18 protein-coding genes are annotated in these 17,746 nt (G+C 70.2%); 8 read left to right on the top strand and 10 right to left on the bottom strand.

The genetic code is table 11. The features are described from left to right. Positions 1 to 84 precede the first annotated feature (84 nt). Genes EOD42_RS09940 through EOD42_RS09930 form a run of 3 tightly spaced genes read left to right on the top strand, consistent with a single transcriptional unit; the run spans position 85 to position 1,693 of the window. Positions 85 to 558, top strand: coding sequence for a Fur family transcriptional regulator (locus EOD42_RS09940; protein ID WP_127787776.1), 474 nt, complete (start codon positions 85 to 87; stop codon positions 556 to 558). Then, positions 558 to 1,373 (top strand): GNAT family N-acetyltransferase, encoded by an 816-nt coding sequence (locus EOD42_RS09935; protein ID WP_127787376.1) that lies wholly within the window; start codon positions 558 to 560, stop codon positions 1,371 to 1,373. The genes EOD42_RS09940 and EOD42_RS09935 overlap by 1 nt, the downstream gene beginning before the upstream one ends. Further along, positions 1,373 to 1,693 carry a hypothetical protein gene (locus EOD42_RS09930; RefSeq protein ID WP_127787375.1) on the top strand — a complete coding sequence of 107 codons (321 nt, stop codon included), beginning with the start codon at positions 1,373 to 1,375 and terminating at the stop codon, positions 1,691 to 1,693. Before EOD42_RS09935 ends, EOD42_RS09930 begins: the two co-directional genes overlap by 1 nt. Here EOD42_RS09930 and EOD42_RS09925 read toward each other — a convergent pair. Genes EOD42_RS09925 through EOD42_RS26160 form a run of 5 tightly spaced genes read right to left on the bottom strand, consistent with a single transcriptional unit; the run spans position 1,690 to position 6,516 of the window. Continuing rightward, positions 1,690 to 2,712 (bottom strand): glycosyltransferase family 4 protein, encoded by a 1,023-nt coding sequence (locus EOD42_RS09925; RefSeq protein WP_127787374.1) that lies wholly within the window; start codon positions 2,710 to 2,712, stop codon positions 1,690 to 1,692. The two genes, EOD42_RS09930 and EOD42_RS09925, sit on opposite strands and share 4 nt — an antisense overlap. Further along, complete coding sequence (locus EOD42_RS09920) at positions 2,709 to 3,722, bottom strand: glycosyltransferase (RefSeq protein WP_127787373.1); 1,014 nt, start codon at positions 3,720 to 3,722, stop codon at positions 2,709 to 2,711. The genes EOD42_RS09925 and EOD42_RS09920 overlap by 4 nt, the downstream gene beginning before the upstream one ends. Then, positions 3,719 to 4,483 (bottom strand): glycosyltransferase family 2 protein, encoded by a 765-nt coding sequence (locus tag EOD42_RS09915; RefSeq protein ID WP_127787372.1) that lies wholly within the window; start codon positions 4,481 to 4,483, stop codon positions 3,719 to 3,721. Before EOD42_RS09915 ends, EOD42_RS09920 begins: the two co-directional genes overlap by 4 nt. Then, a complete protein-coding gene (locus tag EOD42_RS09910; RefSeq protein ID WP_127787371.1) occupies positions 4,480 to 5,379 on the bottom strand; it encodes a glycosyltransferase family 9 protein in 900 nt (299 codons plus the stop codon). The genes EOD42_RS09915 and EOD42_RS09910 overlap by 4 nt, the downstream gene beginning before the upstream one ends. Before the next feature lie 36 nt (positions 5,380 to 5,415). Then, positions 5,416 to 6,516, bottom strand: a complete 1,101-nt coding sequence (locus tag EOD42_RS26160) for a P-loop NTPase family protein (RefSeq protein ID WP_206020311.1) — start codon at positions 6,514 to 6,516, stop codon at positions 5,416 to 5,418. 55 nt (positions 6,517 to 6,571) lie between these two features. Here EOD42_RS26160 and ygfZ point away from each other — a divergent pair, with 55 nt between their 5' ends. The 3 genes from ygfZ (at position 6,572) to EOD42_RS09885 (ending at position 12,238) form a co-directional block, all read left to right on the top strand. After that, a complete protein-coding gene (ygfZ, locus tag EOD42_RS09895) occupies positions 6,572 to 7,381 on the top strand; it encodes a CAF17-like 4Fe-4S cluster assembly/insertion protein YgfZ (protein ID WP_127787370.1) in 810 nt (269 codons plus the stop codon). Between the two features lie 124 nt (positions 7,382 to 7,505). Beyond that, positions 7,506 to 11,159 (top strand): hypothetical protein, encoded by a 3,654-nt coding sequence (locus EOD42_RS09890; RefSeq protein WP_127787369.1) that lies wholly within the window; start codon positions 7,506 to 7,508, stop codon positions 11,157 to 11,159. Next, positions 11,114 to 12,238, top strand: coding sequence for an S-(hydroxymethyl)glutathione dehydrogenase/class III alcohol dehydrogenase (locus EOD42_RS09885; protein ID WP_127787368.1), 1,125 nt, complete (start codon positions 11,114 to 11,116; stop codon positions 12,236 to 12,238). Before EOD42_RS09890 ends, EOD42_RS09885 begins: the two co-directional genes overlap by 46 nt. A gap of 49 nt (positions 12,239 to 12,287) precedes the next feature. On the opposite strand, the gene EOD42_RS09880 is transcribed toward EOD42_RS09885, so the two are convergent. The 3 genes from EOD42_RS09880 to EOD42_RS09870 form a co-directional block, all read right to left on the bottom strand. Continuing rightward, complete coding sequence (locus EOD42_RS09880; protein ID WP_127787367.1) at positions 12,288 to 12,917, bottom strand: glutathione S-transferase family protein; 630 nt, start codon at positions 12,915 to 12,917, stop codon at positions 12,288 to 12,290. Positions 12,918 to 13,043: 126 nt separating this feature from the next. Then, entirely contained in the window at positions 13,044 to 14,021 is a 978-nt protein-coding gene (locus EOD42_RS09875) for a Bug family tripartite tricarboxylate transporter substrate binding protein (RefSeq protein WP_127787366.1), read from the bottom strand. Continuing rightward, positions 14,018 to 14,758: a maleate cis-trans isomerase family protein gene (locus tag EOD42_RS09870; protein WP_127787365.1), complete on the bottom strand. Its 741-nt coding sequence runs from the start codon at positions 14,756 to 14,758 to the stop codon at positions 14,018 to 14,020. The genes EOD42_RS09875 and EOD42_RS09870 overlap by 4 nt, the downstream gene beginning before the upstream one ends. A gap of 160 nt (positions 14,759 to 14,918) precedes the next feature. Here EOD42_RS09870 and EOD42_RS09865 point away from each other — a divergent pair, with 160 nt between their 5' ends. Then, a complete protein-coding gene (locus tag EOD42_RS09865) occupies positions 14,919 to 15,506 on the top strand; it encodes a tetratricopeptide repeat protein (protein ID WP_127787364.1) in 588 nt (195 codons plus the stop codon). Here EOD42_RS09865 and EOD42_RS09860 read toward each other — a convergent pair. Then, complete coding sequence (locus EOD42_RS09860; RefSeq protein WP_127787363.1) at positions 15,503 to 16,282, bottom strand: inositol monophosphatase family protein; 780 nt, start codon at positions 16,280 to 16,282, stop codon at positions 15,503 to 15,505. The genes EOD42_RS09865 and EOD42_RS09860 overlap by 4 nt on opposite strands. Before the next feature lie 4 nt (positions 16,283 to 16,286). Next, positions 16,287 to 16,832 carry a c-type cytochrome gene (locus EOD42_RS09855; protein WP_127787362.1) on the bottom strand — a complete coding sequence of 182 codons (546 nt, stop codon included), beginning with the start codon at positions 16,830 to 16,832 and terminating at the stop codon, positions 16,287 to 16,289. 181 nt (positions 16,833 to 17,013) lie between these two features. Here EOD42_RS09855 and EOD42_RS09850 point away from each other — a divergent pair, with 181 nt between their 5' ends. Next, on the top strand, positions 17,014 to 17,745 hold the full coding sequence (locus tag EOD42_RS09850) for a 3-deoxy-manno-octulosonate cytidylyltransferase (protein WP_127787361.1): 732 nt from the start codon (positions 17,014 to 17,016) through the stop codon (positions 17,743 to 17,745). The last annotated feature ends 1 nt before the right edge of the window (position 17,746 follow it).

Below are 17,746 nucleotides of genomic sequence, written 5' to 3'. Positions count from 1 at the left end.
CGTTTCTGCCTTCCCCGCTTTGCGATGGACGGAACAGCGGGTATGTTCCGGCCATTGCGCGGGAGATGAGAGCATTTGGCGTTGATGACGCAGCCAGGCCCGGCGCGACGGTCGAGGGCGAATACCGATAGCCGCCCGGCCTCGCGGATCGAGCAGATGTGTATCGAGCGTGGCCTCAAGATGACGGGGCAGCGCCGTATCATCGCGCGGGTTCTCAGTGAGAGCGAAGACCATCCCGATGTCGAGGAACTGTACCGCCGCGCGGTCGCCCTCGACGCCGACGTGTCCATCGCCACCGTCTACCGCACCGTCCGCCTGCTGGAGGAAAAGGGCATCGTCGCCCGCCGGGATTTCGGTGAGGGACGGTCCCGCTATGACCCCACGGACCGCGGCCAGCACCACCACCTGATCGATGTCGATACCGGCAAGGTCATCGAATTCGAGGACGAGGCACATGATGCCCTGGCGCGCGATATCGCGGCCAAGCTGGGCTTCGAGCTCGTCGACGTAAGGCTGCAGCTCTTCGCCAGGCGGCCCGAACAGAAAAAGCCCAAGTGATGTCATTGCCCTTCGAGGAGATCCGCGCCGGCAACCTCGGCGTGCGGATCGCTAAAAGCGAAGCGGAAATCGTCGCCAGCCAGCGACTGCGCTACAAGGTGTTCGTCGAGGAAATGGGCGCGCAGCCCGATGACGCGGCGCGCGCCACCGGCATCGACTCCGACCAGTTCGACGCCGTGGCCGACCATCTGCTGGTGCTGGACCACAACCGCGGTGAGGACGAGGCCGCCGTCGTCGGCAGCTATCGGCTGATCCGACGCGCGGCCGCGTCCAAGGTCGGGCGCTTCTACAGCGCCGATGAATACGACATCTCCTGCATGCAGAACTTCCCCGGTGAGGTTCTGGAGCTGGGCCGTTCCTGCGTGGCGGTGGAATACCGCAACCGCGGCTCCATGCAGCTGCTGTGGGAAGGCATCGCGGCCTATGTCTCGCATTACCGCATCGAGGTGATGTTCGGCTGCGCCAGCCTGCCCGGCGTGGACCTGCAGGCCAATGCCGCGCAGCTTTCGTACCTGTATCACAAGCACCTGGCGCCCGAGGCGATCCGCCCCGTGGCCCTGCCCAGCCGCTATGAATCCATGAACCTGCTGCCGCCCGAGGCCTATGACGCCAAGCGCGCGCTGCTGGACCTGCCGCCGCTGATCAAGGGCTATCTCAGGCTCGGCGGTTTCGTGGGGGATGGCGCGGTGCTGGATGTGCCGTTCAACACCACCGATGTCTCCATCGTGGTGAAGACGGACCTCATCACCAGCAAGTATTCCAAGCATTACGAGCGCAAGCTCGGTGCCGAGGATGTCAGCTTCAAGTCGAGCTGATGAGGATCGCGGGAAGGCGGATCGTGACGCCGAAAGGCTACGCGATCGCCCTGCTGATCATTCTGCTCTGGACGGCGCTGCCGCTGATCTCCGTCTTCGCCTCGGCCACGGTCGCCGCGCACTACGGCTGCGTCCTGCATGAAGGCGACGCGCATCCCTGCCTGATCGGCGGGTGGGATGCCGGCGGCACGCTCTACGGCATGTTCGTCATGGGCTGGCTCAGCCTGTTCACCCTGCCGAGCGGCCTGGCTTTGCTGCTGCTGTGGCTGGTGGCGGTGCTGGCGCAGGCCGCGCAATGGGCCTGGCGCCGGCGCGGCTAAAGCCCCAGCGCCGCCAGGTAGCGCGGCAGCACTGCCTTCCAGGACAGCTCGTTTTCCACCCGCGCGCGGGCGGCGGCACCCAGGCGTTCGCGCAGTGCGCTGTCGCCCAGCAAGCGTGCCAGCGCCGCCTGCACGGCGGCCGCGTCGGTGCCGTCCACCAGCAGGCCCGTCTCGCCGTCCAGCACCGCGTCGGCGGCCCCGCCCTCCTGCCCCGCCACGCCGGGCAGGCCGAACCAGGCGGCCTCCAGATAGACCAGCCCATAGCCCTCGACCGAGGCGCCCTCGCGCCGGGCCGGCATGGCGAAGATGTCGGCGGCAGACAGCAGCGCGGCCTTGCGTGTGTCATCCACGGCGCCGGCGAAGCGCACGCGCTCCGCGACACCCAGCTCGGCCGCCAGGGCTTCCAGCCGGGGCCGGTCGGCGCCTTCGCCGATGATGGTGTAGCGGGCGTCCGGCAGGCCCGGCAGGGCGCGCAGCACCATGTCCATGCCCTTGCGCGGCTCCAGCCGGCCCAGGCTGATGATGTGGTCCCCGCGCCTCGCCACGCGCCCGCCGGGCGGGGGCGGCTTCACCGGCAGGTTGATGACGCTCACGTCCGGGTGCAGGCCCGCCAGCAGCCCGGCGGTGTAGCGCGAATTGGCCGCCACCACCGTGGCGCGCGACAGTGCGGCGCGGATGCGTTCGCCGCGCGCGCCCTCGGTGCGCAGCACCTCATTGCCATGGGCCAGCACCAGCACGGGGCCGGTGCGGGCCGGCAGCGCCTCCAGCGATTTCCAGCTGTCGGCGATCACGGGCCCGCTGCCCACCGCGCGGGATTTGCGCCAGCGCCGCCAGGGGCGCGGCCCGCCGAAGCGCCGGACGGGAAACGGCCAGGCCGGTTCCGGCGCGCCGCCGCGGATGTGGTCGGCCAGCACCGTCACGGGGTGGCCCGCCGCGTGCAGCGCCTCGGCCATCTGGCCCATGAGCGTTTCGATGCCGCCATGATCGGGCGGAAAGCACTGGGTCAGCAGCGTGATCATCGTGCCAGTTCCACGAAGCGGGCCGCGACCTCGTTCCAATCCGCCCCCGGGCCGCGCGCCAGCGCGCCGTGGTGCAGCGCGCGCCAATGCGCGTCGTCGCGCAGCAGGCGGATGGCGGCCTCGGCGAAGCGGTCCTGGTCGGGGGCCAGCACGCCCGTCCGGCCATCGACGATGCGCTCGGGCACCGAGCCCTCGGTGCCCAGCACGCAGGGCAGGCCCATGGCCTGGGCCTCGGCCACCGCCAGGCAGAAGGTCTCACCCGCATCGCCCAGATACAGCATGCCGCGCGCGCGGCCGTACTGGCGGGCCAGCACCTCACGCGGCTGCGGGCCGCGCAGCACCACGCCGGGGGTGTGGGCCGCGCGCTCCAGCACGGGGGCGGCGCGGGCCGCCAGCTTGGCATCGCCGGCATAGACGCCGGGGCCGGAGAACACATGCAGCCGCGCCTCCGGCACCGCCGGCAGGATGCGCGCGGCCCACAGCCCCAGCAGGGGGTCGAGCCCGCGCATGGGGTTGGAGGCGAACACCGCGACCGGCGGCGGCGGGGCCGCCTGTTCCTGCCCGCCGCCGTCGAAGGGCGGGGCCACCGCCAGCGGGATCTCGATTGCGCGCCCGGCCACGATGCGCGGCAGGCTGGAGCGGTGATAGCCCCCCAGCACCACGATGCGCGGCCAGGCCAACAGCAGCGGCCACATGTGGCGCGGCTTGCGCAGATACCGCGCGGGGTTGTGCATCCACAGCACCCGCCGCCCTTGCGGCAGGGTGCGGAACAGCTTGGGCGCGCGGTTGGCGATGACGAGGTCGGCGCGGCCATGGGCCTCGGGCGCCCACAGCGCGCCGTCGGCGTCGCGCTCGGCCGGGGCGGTGCCGGACAGCACCGTCACATCATGGCCGGCCCGCGCGAAGGCACGCACCAGCAGCGCGGTCGCGATCTCCACCCCGCCGCAGGGCTCGGCCAGCGCGCGTTCCGCCGGCAGGCGGGGCGTCTCGGTGGCCAGGACGATTCTCAAGGCCGGTGGCGCTCCGGCTCCAGCCGCGCCTTCAGGTGGGACAGCAGCGGGAACAGCCCGGCGCAGAAGGCCAGCAGCAGCCCCCAGCCGCCTTCCTTGTATCCCTTGCGGCTGACCAGCGCCTTGAAGAAGCGGCTGAGGAAACGGCGGATGTTGTTGGGCAGGCTGCCGATGTCCCCTGCCTCCAGCATGTCCGTCGCCTTCAGGCTGGAGTAGCGGTCAAGCCGGCGCAGCATGTCGGAGATATCGGCATCCACCTCATGCCGGATGCCATGGGCGGTGATCTTGGCGCCCTCGGTCCCGGTCCAGCGCAGGGAGGGATGGACGCGCTGCTTCCCCCACACCTTCACGCCGCGCCGGAACAGGATGGGCTTGCTGGTGGTGCCGAAGCTGCCGGCCCAGCCGTGCCGCACCAGGCGCTCACCGATGTAGTTGTCGATACGCACCTGATGGCGGTCGGCGGTGCTGGCGGCGATGGTGTCGCGCACCAGCGCGCCGAGTTCGGGCGGCACGATCTCGTCGGCGTCGACCTCCAGGATCCAGTCGCCGGTGCAGGCCTCGATGCCGGCGTTGCGGCGGTCGCCCTCGACGGCCCAGGCGCCTTCCAGGATACGCGCGCCGGCGGATTGCGCGACCTGCGCGCTGGCATCGGTGCTGCGGTCCAGCACCACCACCACCTCATCCGCGAATGACAGCGCGGCCAGGCAGCGCGGCAGGCGGGCTTCCTCATTGCGGGCGACGACCAGGGCGGAGAGCTTCATGCCAGCAACTCCTTCGCGGCGGCCAGGGCGCGTTCCACCGGCAGGTTCTCCATGAAGGGAAAGCGCGTCAGATCGTCGGCGCCGGGCGGGTAGTCGTGCTGGTCGGCCAGCACCACGCGGGCGCGCGGGCCGCAGGGGCCGTATTCGTCGGCGGGGGTGGGGCCGAACAGGCCGAGGGTCGGTGCCCCGGCCGCGGCGGCCAGGTGCATCAGCCCGGAATCATTGCCGACGAACAGCGCCGCGCGGGACAGCAGGGCCGCCACCTGCGGCAGGGTCAGCTTGCCCACCAGGTCCACGGCGCCCGGCAGGGCCGCCAGCACGGGGGCGGCCATGGCGGCCTCGGCCTCGCCGGGGCCGCCGAGGACCAGCACGGGCATCTCCGGCAGCGCCTTCACCAGCGCCACGAAGTTCCCGGCGGGCCAGACCTTGCGCGCCCAGTTGGCGGTGGGCGCGATGGCCAGGAAGCGCTGCGGCAGATGAGCCACGGCCTCGGCATCCTGCTCGCTCCACCAGGCGACCGGCAGCGGCGCGGGGTTCAACCCCAGCACGGCACCCAGGTGGTTGATGCGATGGCCGGGCCGGCGCCCGCCGCGCATTACCAGCCGCCGCCCGGCCCACAGCACGAAGGAGAGGGCGGAGCCGCGCAGGTCGATCACCAGATCCCAGCGCGTGCCGACCACCTGCTTCCACAAGGCCAGCCAGTGGCGGGAATGCTTCTGCTTGCGCACCAGGATCAGCCGTTCCAGCTGCGGCATGCGGCTGAACACGCCCTCTGCCACCGGGCCGCAGGCCACGGTGAAGCGGGCGGCCGGATACTGGCGCATCAGATGCGAGAGCAGGCCGGTGGACAGCACGGCATCGCCGATGCGGGTCGATGAAATGAACAGGATGCGCACCCCCGCTGCGTAGGCCGGGATGGGGCGCGCTGCAACTCAGTCGGTGGCGGAACCGGCGATGATGGTCAGCCGCTTCAGCGCCGGCACATGGATGCTGAACAGGAACATGCCCCACCATTCCGCCCCCTGCTCGAAATACGGCGCGACGCGGGCCAGTTCCGGGCTGCTCCAGTCCAGGATCTCCGCGGCCTGGCCGGGCGGCAGGATGAAGTCGCGGATACCGGCGAAGGCGGCCTGCACCTCGCCGGGCGGGGCGGTCAGCGGATAAGGCGGTTCGGCGAAGGCGTAGGCGAATTGGCCGCCCGCCCCCATTTCCGGCACCTGGCCCATGCCGGTGCGGATGCGCACGCCTTCCAGCAGGGTGAAGGGCGGGTTGACCAGGGTGACGCCATCCGCGGTGACGTACTCTCCGCGCTTCAGCAGCAGGCCCTGGGCGGCGTCGTGCCAGTCGCCCAGGAAGCTGTCGCGCTCGATGGGGCGCGGGCGCAGCGCGGCGACATCCACCTCCCCCAGCAGCTGGGCGAGGGCGGCGAGGATCTCGGCGCGGCTTCCCTGTGCGTCCTCCCGCACGGAAAAATCCAGCACGCCGCCCATCGCGGCATAGCGGCGGAAGGCGGTGGGGGCGTCCATGGGGGCCGGGGGCCGGCCCAGGCCGCGCAGGAAGTCCCGCAGCGAACGAGGCGTGGCGAAGCGCAGCATCGTGCCGGGAAAGCCTTCCAGCGGCACCAGGTCCTTGGCGCGCTGGCGGCGCCGGTACTGCCAGGTGTAGTGCAGGAACTCCGCATCGAAACGCTCCGGGCAGCCGGGCGGCAGTTCCCCGGGGCGCTTGCCCCACAGGATGCGGCGGACCACCCGCGCGAAGCAGAGCCAGCGCGGGAAATCCAGGTGGATCACGGTATCGGCGCGGGCCAGGCGGGCAGGCAGCGTGCCGGGATAATTGCCTTCGATGATCCAGCGCGGCTCGGCCGCCAGGCGGTCCACCGTGGCCTTCCAGGCCTCGGGGTCGCTGTCCTGCCAGCCGGGGTGCCAGTAATGACGGTCCAGATGCACCAGCGGCAGCCCGGTCAGCGCCGCCAGCTGGCGGCCCAGCGTCGATTTGCCCGCCCCTGGCTGGCCGATGATGAGGACGCGCCGCATCCGCCGCTTCTACCCCGTCTTGCGCCACCCGCGCATCCCGTCCACATACAGGACCATGCCGGTATCCATTCTATCCCAGCGCGGCGTCGTGGCCATTTCGGGCGCCGATCGCGTGCACTTCCTGCAAGGGCTGGTCAGCAACGACGTGGCCAGGGCCGCGCCGGGCCAGGCTGTCTGGGCGGCGCTGCTGACGCCGCAGGGCAAGTGGCTGGCGGATTTCTTCATCTTCGCAGCGGAGGACGCGCTGCTGCTGGATGTGGAGCGCGCACAGGCGCCCATGCTGGTCGCGCGCCTCTCCAAGTTCCGGCTGCGCGCCAAGGTGGCGCTGGAGGATGCGAGCGACCGGCTGGCCGTGCTGGCCGGCTGGGGCGACGCGCCGATGCCCGAGGGCGCCGCCCCCGACCCCCGCCTGCCCGAGGCCGGCTGGCGCGCGCTGGTCGCCCCCGGCTCCGCGCCGGAGGACGCGGCGGCCTATGAGGCGCATCGCCTGGCGCTGGGCCTGCCGGACGGCAGCGCGGACATGCGCGCGGAACACTCGGTCCTGCTGGAAGCCGGCTTTGACGAGCTGCACGGCGTGAGCTGGGACAAGGGCTGCTACATGGGCCAGGAGCTGACGGCCCGCACCAAGTATCGCGGCCTGGTGAAGCGCCGGCTGGTGCCGGTGGCGATCGAGGGCGCGGCGCCCGAGCCCGGCGCGCTGATCACGCTGGACGGCGCGGAGGTGGGCGAGATGCGCTCCGCCCAGGGCACGCGCGGCATGGCGCTGCTGCGGCTGGCGGCGCTGGAGGCACCGGCGCTGAGCTGCGGCGAGGCGGTACTGCGGCCGGAGGTGCCGGCCTGGATGAAACTGCCCGCCCAGGCCTGAGCACAGATTTCTGTTCACGGATAACGGCCGCCCAACTAGCCTCTCGATAGCTGTCTGGGGCTGAGGCGTGACGAAGGGCTGGTCGGATCGGCGGTTGTCATGGAGTACGCGCAAGGCGTGTAAAATGCTCATGCTCCGCGCGGGGATCGGCCTGGTTGCCGCCTGCGCCATGCTGGCGCTGGTCGCCTGGACCGGATGGCTCAAGACCGAGTCCCTGTCGGAGCAGGTCGAGGAAAAGCTGGGCATTTTCCGCTTCCTGCTGGAAATCTACGGTGTCCGGGACATACTCCTCGCCTATCCGGCGGAAAGCACGGCCATCCTGTTCGGCTTCATCATCGGCGGCACGGTACCCGCCGCGGCACGCGACTGGTTGCACGAACGCTTCCTGGCCTCCTTCAACGATGAAGTGCTGGCGCCCGTGGCGGAAAGGCTGCGCCCCGACCGGGAGGACGGGCCGGACATCAGTTTCGTCGATCTGGCCTGGCGGCCTGGCACCTCACCCAAGCGGGTCGCGGCCTGGAAGACGCTGATGGGCTGGTGCCAAGGCCAGCTTGCCCCCGATCGGCAGCAACGCCTCTCCCAGGCGGTGCTGGTGGGGCGCACCGGCGCGGGCAAGAGCCGCATGGCATACGAGCTGGCCCGCCATCTGGCCCGCCGGGACATGCTGGGCGGCGCCAGGCCGAAGGCCACGCGGTCCTGGCGCCTGGGCGTCTACTTGCGGCACGCCCTGCCCGGCCTGCGGCGGCGCGCCGACGACCCCTGGGATGCGGGGCTGCTGCTGCCGGGGCCCGGCGATGCCGATTTCACCCAGTTCTGCGAACGGCTGAAGGGATGGCGCCCCCGGCGCCCGACCATCCTGCTGCTGGATGACCCGCCGCCTGAACGGCTTGAGGAGGCCGGTTGGCTGGGGCAGTGCTGGAAAGCACTGGGCGCGGGCAGGGCTTTCGCCCATCCGGTCTGTCTTCTGGTCATCAACCAGTCCGTCCCCCCCGAGACAGGTCTGACCTATGAACCGGCCACGGACAGCTGGCAGCGAGGCGGCAAACCCGCCGACCCGCCGCCGGTTTCCCTGCCCGCCCAGCAGGCGTTCAGCGAGCAGGAGACGCTGGAGATCGCCTTCGCCTCTGGCCATGCGCTGGGGGACCTCCAGACGGAACGCACCATCCGCGCACAGCTGTACAAGGTGACGGAGGGCAACCCGCTGCTCATTCAGCTCGCCATCGAATGGCTGCGCGACGGCAAGCCGGTCGAGCGCATCACCGCGGAGGCGCTTTCGGACGCCCGGGCAGCGCGTATCCTGGTCGCCTTCGAGCAGCGCGGCGTGCGCGAGGATTCGCAACGCGCCGCCCTGGCGCTGGCGACCCTGGTGGGCGGTGCCTCGCGGGAGCGCGTGGAGGCCGGCATCGCCAGGATATGGGCCAATGCGACGAAATTGCCTGAGCCGGCGCAGCTACGCGCCTGCTTCCCGGCCGACCCCTTGCAGCCCGGCAATGATTGGCGCCTGCCGGCGATCCGCCCGGAGATCATCGGCGATGTCTTCATCGAACGGGTGCTGGCGGCCATGGGGCCGCGCCATGCCATCCGGCTGGTCGAGGCGGCCTGCACGGTCGATGCCGCCGCCATGCTGCGCGGCATGCGGCGCACATTGCGCGACCCCGGCAGCGCGATGGGCCAGGCCATGGCCGCCTTCGATCCGGACAGCGTGGAGGAATGGCTGGACCCCGTCGAGTTCGCCCTGGCCTGGGCGGATGTCGCGATCATCTGCCAGCCGGATGACACGCCCACGACGGCGGCAACACGCAAGGCCTCGATGGAGCAGGCGTTGCGGGCCGTCGAGCGTCTCGACGACGAGCAGAAACGTGCCTTCTGCGATGGCCTGACACGGCTGTGCGACATTCCCGCCGAGCGGCGCGCGGAACGGCAGTTGCGGGTCCCGGCCGCCATCCGCCTGATGAACCACGCGGCCAATAGCATGGCGGGCGCCCTGCCGCCCGGGCTGTGGCTGACTTTCTTCGAGCGGACCATGTTTTGCGAACTGAGCGATCCGGGCGATCTCGATGGCATGGCCCGCAGCGCCGCCCTCCTGCGGACATCGCGCGACATCGACCGGTTCGCGGCAGCGCTGTGGGACTGGTTTGATGGGCTGAGGGGAAAGTTGGCCCCGGTCTGGGGCGCGTTGTTCAATGCAGACCAGGATCGGCCGGCCACCGATCAGGAGAAGACGCTCCGGGCAGCGCGCGCCGCCCGCTACGCGACGCTGGCGAGCCTCAGCGATCCGAAGCAGGCCCATGAGGCGGCCAATTTGGCGATGGCGTTGGCGGCATCGACGGCGCCGGATGCCGCCATTCTCCGCGAGCTCGCGATGGCCCATCGCTATGAGGCCGACTGCTGGTCGCGGCTTCCGAATGGCGAGGGGGCGGATCGTGCACGGCAGGCCGCGGACGTTACAGCGGCGTTGGCCCGGCAACTGCCCGATGACGCGGCGCTGCGACAGGAAGAAGTCCTTGCCCGTTCCTGCGAAGCGGTTGCCTGGAGCATCGTTCCCGGTGGAACGGCGAGCGCCCGCGCGCATGAGATAGCCCATGAGGCAGCGGCGACTGCCGCCCGCTTCCCGGCCGACATCCTGTTGCAGCAGGCGGCGGCCCGCACCCTCCAACACGAGGCGTTAGCTTGGTGCCTCGTCGATAGGGGCGGCCAGTCCTTGAGGAGCCGGCAGGCGACGGAGGCTGCATTGGCCATCGCACGGCGATTCCCGGGCGATCGGATCATGGCAATGGCCACTGCCCATGCCTTCTACTGCGCCAGCTTTGCGGCGGCCAATGTGCCGGAAGGCGCACAGGCGGCGCAGGCACGGGAAGCAGCAGAGGCTGCCATGGCCTGTGTGCTCGGCGTCTTCGATCATGGCCGCAGCATGCGCCACGCCGTGGCCGCACGCGCCAACGAGGCCGAGGCATGGAGCAAGATACCTCACGGAATCGGCGCCGATCAGGCGCGGCGTTCAGCGGCTGAAGCGGTCGCGATCGCACGAAGCTTTCCCGACAACATCAACATTCAACAGAGCGCCGTTCTTGCCCGGTCACATGAAGCCTTTGCCTGGAACCAAGTTCCCCAGGGCGCTCAGGCGAACCGTTCACAGGCAGCGGCGGATGCCGCGGTCGCGCTGGCGTCCCGCTTCCCCGATGAGGTGGAGATACAGATGGAGGCCGCAACAGCACGCAGGTACGAGGCTTATGCCTGGATGTGTGTTCCGCATGGGGCGACCGCGCTCAAGGTACGAAAGGCCGCCGACGCGGTAAGAGACCTGGCGCAGCCCGCCCTGCATATTCCTAAAGCTGTCCATGACATGGCGGAGGCTCGCTTCTACGAGGCCTACGCCTGGGCGGAAGTCCCGCTGGGCCGAGAGGCGCCCCGCTGCGCGGAGGCGGTGAAACTCACCACGGACATCACGTCGCGCCATCCCGACGATATCGAGATGCAGAGGACGGCGATCTCGGCCTGGAGCTTCGCCACACAGGCCTGGGTGCAGGTGGCCGGCGACAGTGCTGCTGCCTTGGCACGCGAGGCCGCCCAGGCTGGCCTGGACATTGCCCGACGGTTCCCGACTGACATTCCGATTGGGAAGCGGGCAGCTGAGATACGCCAGTGGCTCGCACGGCTGGATTCTCCCCCCACCCTTGAGCGCCCACGGCCCCCTGCGCCACACTCCTGGCCGATAGCTGGGAGCACTTATTCATGGAAACCCGCGCCGCGGTCGCCTGGGCCGCCGGAAAACCCCTGACCATCGAGACCATCAAGGTCCAGCCGCCGAAGGAAGGCGAGGTGCTGGTCGAGGTGATGGCCACCGGCGTCTGCCACACCGACTACTACACGCTGTCGGGTGCCGACCCCGAAGGGCTGTTCCCCGCCATCCTGGGCCATGAGGGCGCGGGCATCGTGCGCGAAGTGGGCAAGGGCGTAACCAGCCTGGCGGTCGGCGACCATGTCATCCCGCTCTACACGCCCGAATGCCGGCAGTGCAAAACCTGCCTGTCCCAGCGCAGCAACCTGTGCACCGCCATCCGCGCGACCCAGGGCAAGGGGCTGATGCCGGACAGCACCAGCCGCTTCAGCTGCGAGGGCGTGGGCGGGAGCAAGGACGTGTTCCACTACATGGGCTGCAGCACCTTCGCGAACTTCACGGTGCTGCCCGAGATCGCGCTGGCCAAGGTCCGCAAGGACGCGCCCTTCGACAAGATCTGCTACATCGGCTGCGGCGTGACCACGGGCATCGGCGCCGTCATCAACACCGCCAAGGTGTGGCCGGGCGCCAATGTGGCCGTGTTCGGCCTGGGCGGCATCGGGCTGAACGTGATCCAGGCCGCGCGCATGGTGGGTGCGGACAAGATCATCGGCATCGACCTGAACCCGGCCAAGGCCGAGATGGCCAGGAAGTTCGGCATGACCGACTTCATCAACCCCACCGAGGTCGGCAACGACAAGGTGGTCCAGGCCATCCAGGACCTGACGGGCGGCGGTGCCGACTTCACCTTCGACGCGACCGGCAATGTGAACGTCATGCGCCAGGCGCTCGAAGCCTGCCATCGCGGCTGGGGCGAGAGCATCGTCATCGGCGTGGCCGATGCGGGCAAGGAAATCGCCACCCGCCCGTTCCAGCTGGTGACGGGCCGGGTGTGGAAGGGCACGGCCTTCGGCGGCGCGCGCGGGCGCACCGATGTGCCGAAGATCGTCGACTGGTACATGGACGGGAAGATCGAGATCGACAGCCTGATCACCCACACCATGCCGCTGGATGAGATCAACCACGCCTTCGACCTGATGCATGAAGGCAAGTCGATCCGCAGCGTGGTGATCTACTGAACCCGTATCGAGGGGCTTCGCGCCCCTCGATGTAGCTTCCGGGGCCGGCTTACGCCGGCTCCTTCGCGCGGTCGGCCGCCATGCGCTGATGCGCCGGGCGCGCCTGGGCCGTGGCCAGCCAGGCGGAAATCGCCGGGAACTCCGCGAACAGCGCCTTGTTGGCCGCGGCATAGCGGACGATCTCGGCCACCATGATGTCGGCGACGGTGAAGCGGCCGCCGAGCACGAAGCCGCCACCGGCCTTCAGCGCCTTCTCCAGCACCGCGAAGGGGCGGCGCAGCGCGGCGGCATTGGCCTCGGCCTCGACGCCGCGCAGGATGGACAGGCTGCGCGGCTCTACCTCGGTCGCGGCCCAGAGCGCCCATTGGGTCATCAGCGCTTCTTCCTGCGCGTCGCGCGCCGCGAGCTCGCCGCCGGCCTTGCGCGCCAGATAGAGGCAGATGGCCAGCGACTCATGCAGGACGAAATCGCCGTCCTTCATGCTGGGAACCATCCCGTTGGGATTGACCGCCAGGAAGGAAGGCGAGGCGGTGTTCAGCGGCGCGTCGGCGGCTGCCGCATCGGCCAGGCGGTAGGACTGGATCACCGGCACATGCTGGAAGTCGAGCCCGAGCTCATGGGCGAGCCAGACCGGCCGCGAGGCGCGCGAGCGCAGGACACCATAGATGGTCAGCGACATTGTGGACGTTTCCGTTATCAGCGAAGGCGCCGATCACCTTACGCCGGCAGGGTCTTGTCAAGCCGGGCGCCGGGGCGGCGGCGCCCTGGACCCAGCGTCGGGTCCAGGGACAACGCACCCCCCCGGTCAGCTCAGCGTGATGTTCGCGGCCCTGATGGTATCGGTGTAGCGCGTGATGTCCTCCCGGATGCCGGTGGCGAAGGCCTGGGCGCTTTCGGGACGGAACTCGGCGCCGAGTCCGGCCAGGCGCTCCTTGGCGACGGGCTGCGCGAGGAAGATCGACACCACCTCGTTGATGCGATTCGCCACCGGCCCCGGCATGCCGGCGGGCGCGATCAGCCCGTACCAGGGGTCGATCCTGAAATCCGCGAGGCCGGCTTCCTTCATCGTCGGGACATCCGGCAGGGCGGGGGCGCGGCTGTCCCCGGTCACGCCGATGGCGCGCACCTGGTTCTGGCGGATGAAGGCCATGGTCGCCGGCAGGTTGGCGAACATGAAGGTCAGCCGCCCGCCGATCATGTCGGTCAGCGCCCGCCCGTCGCCGGCATAGGGCACATGGACGAATTCCGTGCCGGTCTGGCGCTTGAACATCTCGCCCGCGATGTGGCCCGAGGCGCCGATGCCGGCGGAACCGAAGTTCAGCCCGTCCGGCTGGGCCTTGGCCAGCGCGACCAGCTCGGCCACCGAATGCACCGGGATGTCCGGCCGCACGATCAGCACCAGCGGCACGCTGGCCACCTTGATGATGGGCGTGAAGTCCCGCACCGCATCGTAGGACAGGCTGGGATGCAGGCCGGAATTGATGCCGTGCGTGCCGTTGGTGGCCATCAGCAGCGTGTGGCCGTCCGTCGCCTGCGCCACCAGCGTGGTGCCGGTGATGCCGCCGCCGCCCGGCCTGTTCTCGACCACGAAGGGCTTGCCGAAGGCCTGGGTCAGGGGCTCAGCCACCATGCGGGCGAGAATGTCGGTGGAGCCGGGGCCGTAGGGCACCACGATCCGCACGGAACGGGTCGGCCAGGCTTCCTGGGCCCAAGCGGTGAAGGGGGCGGCGATCGGTGCGGTGGCAAGTGCGCCCAGCAGGGCGCGGCGGGGCAGCGCAATCATGCCGGCACCGCCAGGCTTGTCTCGAACAGCCGGCCCGCGCCATTGGCGCGCGGCGGCACCTTCATGCGCTGAAGCGCAGCCCACAGCGAGGCCTGGTTGGAACTGACGACCGGCCGGTCCAGCGCGGTCTCGATGTCCGCGATGCGATCCATGGTCAACAGGTTGGTGCAGGACAGGAAGATGGTGTCGCAGCCCGCGATCGCCGTCTTGTTGGCCAGCACCATCTCGAACACGTCGTCGGAGGACAGTTCGCGGATCTTCTCACTGGTGTCGCGGCGGAAGGTATCCATGGCGCCGACCGAGAAACCATAGTGCTCCAGGAACACCACTTCCTTCTCGTTCACCGCATCCGGATAAGGCGTGATCATGAACACGCGGCGGGCGTTGAAGGCGTTCAGCGCCTCGACCACGGCGGTGGAGGTGGTGACGGCGGCGATGCCTGTCTGCGCGGTGATGCGGTCGGCCAGCCGTGCCTCCTGCCCCAGCCCTTCGAGGAAGCTGGCGCTGGTGCAACCGTAGATGATGACCTCAGGGTAGGCCTGGGCGATGTCATGCGCGGCTTGGTCCAGCGACTGCGCCATGGCGCGCAGGCTCTCGGCGCTGATGGAGCTGTCGGGGCGCGACAGGCGGTTGTGGTTGACCAGGATGCCGGGCGGCACATAGAGCGGCAATTCGCGCTCCATTGCCGTGTTTCCGGGCGGTGCGAGAACGCCGATACGGCGAACCTTGTTGTCCATGAACCCCTCCTTCAAACGAAATCAGGGAGATGCGGCGGATTCCGCACCAGCCCACATAGCTTGGTGAGCAAGATATGTGCCAAAGCACTTTCGGAACGGCCGGGCGTGTTGCCGCTGGTAATCGTTGACGCCCGGCGGGTGGCTGCGCACATGCTGCTGGATGCGCGCAGCCCTATCCCTTCTGCTTCTCGGCCTGGCCGGCCCGGCGCTGGCCCAGCCGCGCGTCTCACCCGCGCCGCCGCCGCCCGCCGCCCAGCCCGCCAACCCCGCACAGGAGCTGGACCGCGCCTTCGCCGCCCTGCGCACCGCCCCGGATGCCGAGGGCGCGGCGCTGGTCGAACGCCGCCTGCTGCAATTGCTGGCGGCGCGCGCGACGCCCGCCGTGACGCTGCTGCTGGCACGCGGCCAGCGCAACATGATCGCGCGCCAGGCCGATGATGCGCTGGAGGATTTCGACGCCGCCCTGACCCTGGCGCCGGAGCTGCCGGATGCCTGGCTGGCCCGCGCCCAGGCCAACCACGCCGCCGGCGACAGCCAGGCGGCCGTGAACGACCTGCAACAGGCGCTGCGGCTGGAGCCGCGCTACTGGACCGCCTTGATGCTGCTGTCCCAGTGGCAGGAGGAACGGGGGGATTTCGCGGGCGCGCTGCGCAGCCAGGAGGCCGCGATGGTCATCTATCCGATGCTGAACGGCGGTGCCCAGCGCGTGCGGGAGTTACGGCGCCGCGCGCTGGGGGATGACGCCTAGGCCAGCAGCCGCAGCGCCTCGGGCAGCAGGGCCTTGTCGCCCAGCGCGATCACGTCGCCGGGCGAATCGAGCGTCAGCTCCCGCCCCTGCCAATCCGTCAGGCTGCCGCCGGCACCCTGGATGACCGGGCCCAGCGCCGCCCAGTCCCAGGGCTTCAGGGTCGATTCGGCCACCACGTCAATGGCGCCCAGCGCCAGCAGCCCGTAGCCATAGGCATCGCCGCCCCAGGTCACGCGCTTGCAGGCCGCGCGCAGCTTCTCGAATCGCGGCAGGTCGGCGGGGGTGAAGATCTCGGGTGAGGTGCAGCTCAGCTCGGCCTCGGCCAGGCGGCCGCAGGGGCGGCAGCCGGCGGTGCCGCCGAAGGGGCCGGTGAAGGTCGTGGGCTGGCCTGCCACGCCCAGCCAGCGTTCCCGCGTCGCGGGCTGGTCGATGATGCCCAGCACGGGGCGGCCCCGGTGCAGCAGGGAAATCAGCGTGGTGAACAGCGGCCGGCCGGTGATGAAGGCGCGGGTGCCGTCGATCGGGTCCAGCAGCCAGACCCATTCGGCATCGGCGCGGTCGGCGCCGAATTCCTCGCCCCAGATGCCGTGGTCGGGGAAACGCTTGCCCAGGAACTCGCGGATCGCGAGCTCCGCCCCGCGGTCGGCCGCGGTGACGGGCGATTCGTCCGACTTGCCCTCAACATCGAGGGGGCGGCGGAAGAAGGGAAGAATGACGCGCCCGGCAATGTCGGCGGCCTCGGTGGCCGCCGCCACGATCTCCGGGTTCGGCGTCATGCGATCAGGGCAGCGGCGCGGGGTTGGCGGCCAGGCTGCGCAGATAGGCGATCACGTCCGCGCGCTGCTCGATGTTGCGGATGCCGGCGAAGGCCATGCGGGTGCCGGGGATGGTGGCCGCCGGGTGCGCCAGGAAGTTGTTCAGCGCCTCATAATCCCACGGATGCCCGGCCTTGCCGCGCATCGCGGTGGAGTAGCTGAAGCCCTCATGCGCCGCGTGGTCGCGGTTCACGATGCCGTACAGGTTCGGGCCCACCGCGTTGCGGCCGCCGTCGGTGAAGGTGTGGCAGGAGCCGCACTGGCGCGTCACGATGGTGCGGCCGTTGTCCACATTGGCATTGGCCAGCAGCGGGCCGATCGGCGGCTCTGCCGGGGGCGCGGCCGGGGCGGCGGCACCGCCGCCGGCAGGGGCGGCGCCCTGGATGTGGATGGCCGTCTCATGCGGCTTGTTCGGGTGGACCAGCAATTCGCCCAGGAAGCCCGCGCCCATGAAAACCACGCCGGCCACCAGCGGCGCGGCGAAGATCTTGTTCATCTCCAGATTGGCCATCGGGACCCGTAACCTTCCTGTATCCTTGCCTCCGCGCGAAAACGTCCGCACGGCCCTCATGCCTTATTGCTGCACCAGCCCCCGGCTTGGCAAGGGGCGCAGGGGCTTCCTAAGACGCGCCGCACCATATAGGCGTGACAAAACGCCATCAACTCTCCCCGGGAAGGGCCAGGTCAGTTCCGTGAACCCGATCATCGTCATCCCCGCGCGCATGGGCAGCACCCGCCTGCCCGGCAAGCCTCTGGCCGACATCCACGGCGCGCCCATGATCGTGCATGTGCTGCGGCGCGCGCTGGAGGCCGGGATCGGCCCGGTGGCGGTCGCTGCCGGTGAGCCTGAGATCGTCGCCGCCGTGCAGGCCGCGGGCGGCACCGCCGTGCTGGTCGCCGATGACCTGCCCTCCGGCACCGACCGCGTGAAGCGCGCGGTGGATGCGCTGGACCCCGAGGGCCGGCACGACGTGGTGGTGAACCTGCAGGGCGACGCGCCGACCCTGGCGCCGGAACTGCTTTCGGCCGTGCTGCGCCCGCTGGCCGACCCGGCGGTGGATATCGGCAGCCTGGTCGCGCCCATCGCGGATGCGGCCGAGGCCGCGAAGGACAGTTACGTGAAATGCGCCTGCGTCTTCGCCGAAGGCGCCGAGGTGGCGCCCGCCCCCTATTTCAGCCGTGCCGCCGTGCCCTGGGGCGAAGGCCCGCTGTGGCACCATATCGGCGTCTACAGCTATCGCCGGGCGGCGCTGGAACGCTTCGTCACCCTGCCCGAAAGCCCGCTGGAACGGCGTGAGAAGCTGGAACAGCTGCGCGCGCTGGAAGCGGGCATGCGCATCGCCGTGGCGCGCGTGCCGCACGGCCCCTTCGGCGTCGATACGCCCGAGGACCTGGAACACGCCCGCACCCTGTTGAAAGCCTGAA

It is taken from the genome of Rhodovarius crocodyli (genome assembly GCF_004005855.1).
In the GTDB taxonomy this organism is placed as follows: domain Bacteria; phylum Pseudomonadota; class Alphaproteobacteria; order Acetobacterales; family Acetobacteraceae; genus Rhodovarius; species Rhodovarius crocodyli.
The sequence above is the reverse complement of the archived record's forward strand: the minus strand, read 5'-3'. Positions and strand labels throughout refer to the sequence as shown.

Excerpts from the sequence above, each read along its gene's own strand:
- EOD42_RS09940 (WP_127787776.1), top strand. The coding sequence starts at position 85 with ATGACGCAGCCAGGCCCGGCGCGACGGTCGAGGGCGAATACCGATAGC.
- EOD42_RS09935 (WP_127787376.1), top strand. The coding sequence starts at position 558 with ATGTCATTGCCCTTCGAGGAGATCCGCGCCGGCAACCTCGGCGTGCGG.
- EOD42_RS09930 (WP_127787375.1), top strand. The coding sequence starts at position 1,373 with ATGAGGATCGCGGGAAGGCGGATCGTGACGCCGAAAGGCTACGCGATC.
- EOD42_RS09925 (WP_127787374.1), bottom strand. The coding sequence starts at position 2,712 with ATGATCACGCTGCTGACCCAGTGCTTTCCGCCCGATCATGGCGGCATC.
- EOD42_RS09915 (WP_127787372.1), bottom strand. The coding sequence starts at position 4,483 with ATGAAGCTCTCCGCCCTGGTCGTCGCCCGCAATGAGGAAGCCCGCCTG.
- EOD42_RS26160 (WP_206020311.1), bottom strand. The coding sequence starts at position 6,516 with ATGCGGCGCGTCCTCATCATCGGCCAGCCAGGGGCGGGCAAATCGACG.
- ygfZ (WP_127787370.1), top strand. The coding sequence starts at position 6,572 with ATGCCGGTATCCATTCTATCCCAGCGCGGCGTCGTGGCCATTTCGGGC.
- EOD42_RS09890 (WP_127787369.1), top strand. The coding sequence starts at position 7,506 with ATGCTCATGCTCCGCGCGGGGATCGGCCTGGTTGCCGCCTGCGCCATG.
- EOD42_RS09885 (WP_127787368.1), top strand. The coding sequence starts at position 11,114 with ATGGAAACCCGCGCCGCGGTCGCCTGGGCCGCCGGAAAACCCCTGACC.
- EOD42_RS09880 (WP_127787367.1), bottom strand. The coding sequence starts at position 12,917 with ATGTCGCTGACCATCTATGGTGTCCTGCGCTCGCGCGCCTCGCGGCCG.
- EOD42_RS09875 (WP_127787366.1), bottom strand. The coding sequence starts at position 14,021 with ATGATTGCGCTGCCCCGCCGCGCCCTGCTGGGCGCACTTGCCACCGCA.
- EOD42_RS09870 (WP_127787365.1), bottom strand. The coding sequence starts at position 14,758 with ATGGACAACAAGGTTCGCCGTATCGGCGTTCTCGCACCGCCCGGAAAC.
- EOD42_RS09865 (WP_127787364.1), top strand. The coding sequence starts at position 14,919 with ATGCGCGCAGCCCTATCCCTTCTGCTTCTCGGCCTGGCCGGCCCGGCG.
- EOD42_RS09860 (WP_127787363.1), bottom strand. The coding sequence starts at position 16,282 with ATGACGCCGAACCCGGAGATCGTGGCGGCGGCCACCGAGGCCGCCGAC.
- EOD42_RS09855 (WP_127787362.1), bottom strand. The coding sequence starts at position 16,832 with ATGGCCAATCTGGAGATGAACAAGATCTTCGCCGCGCCGCTGGTGGCC.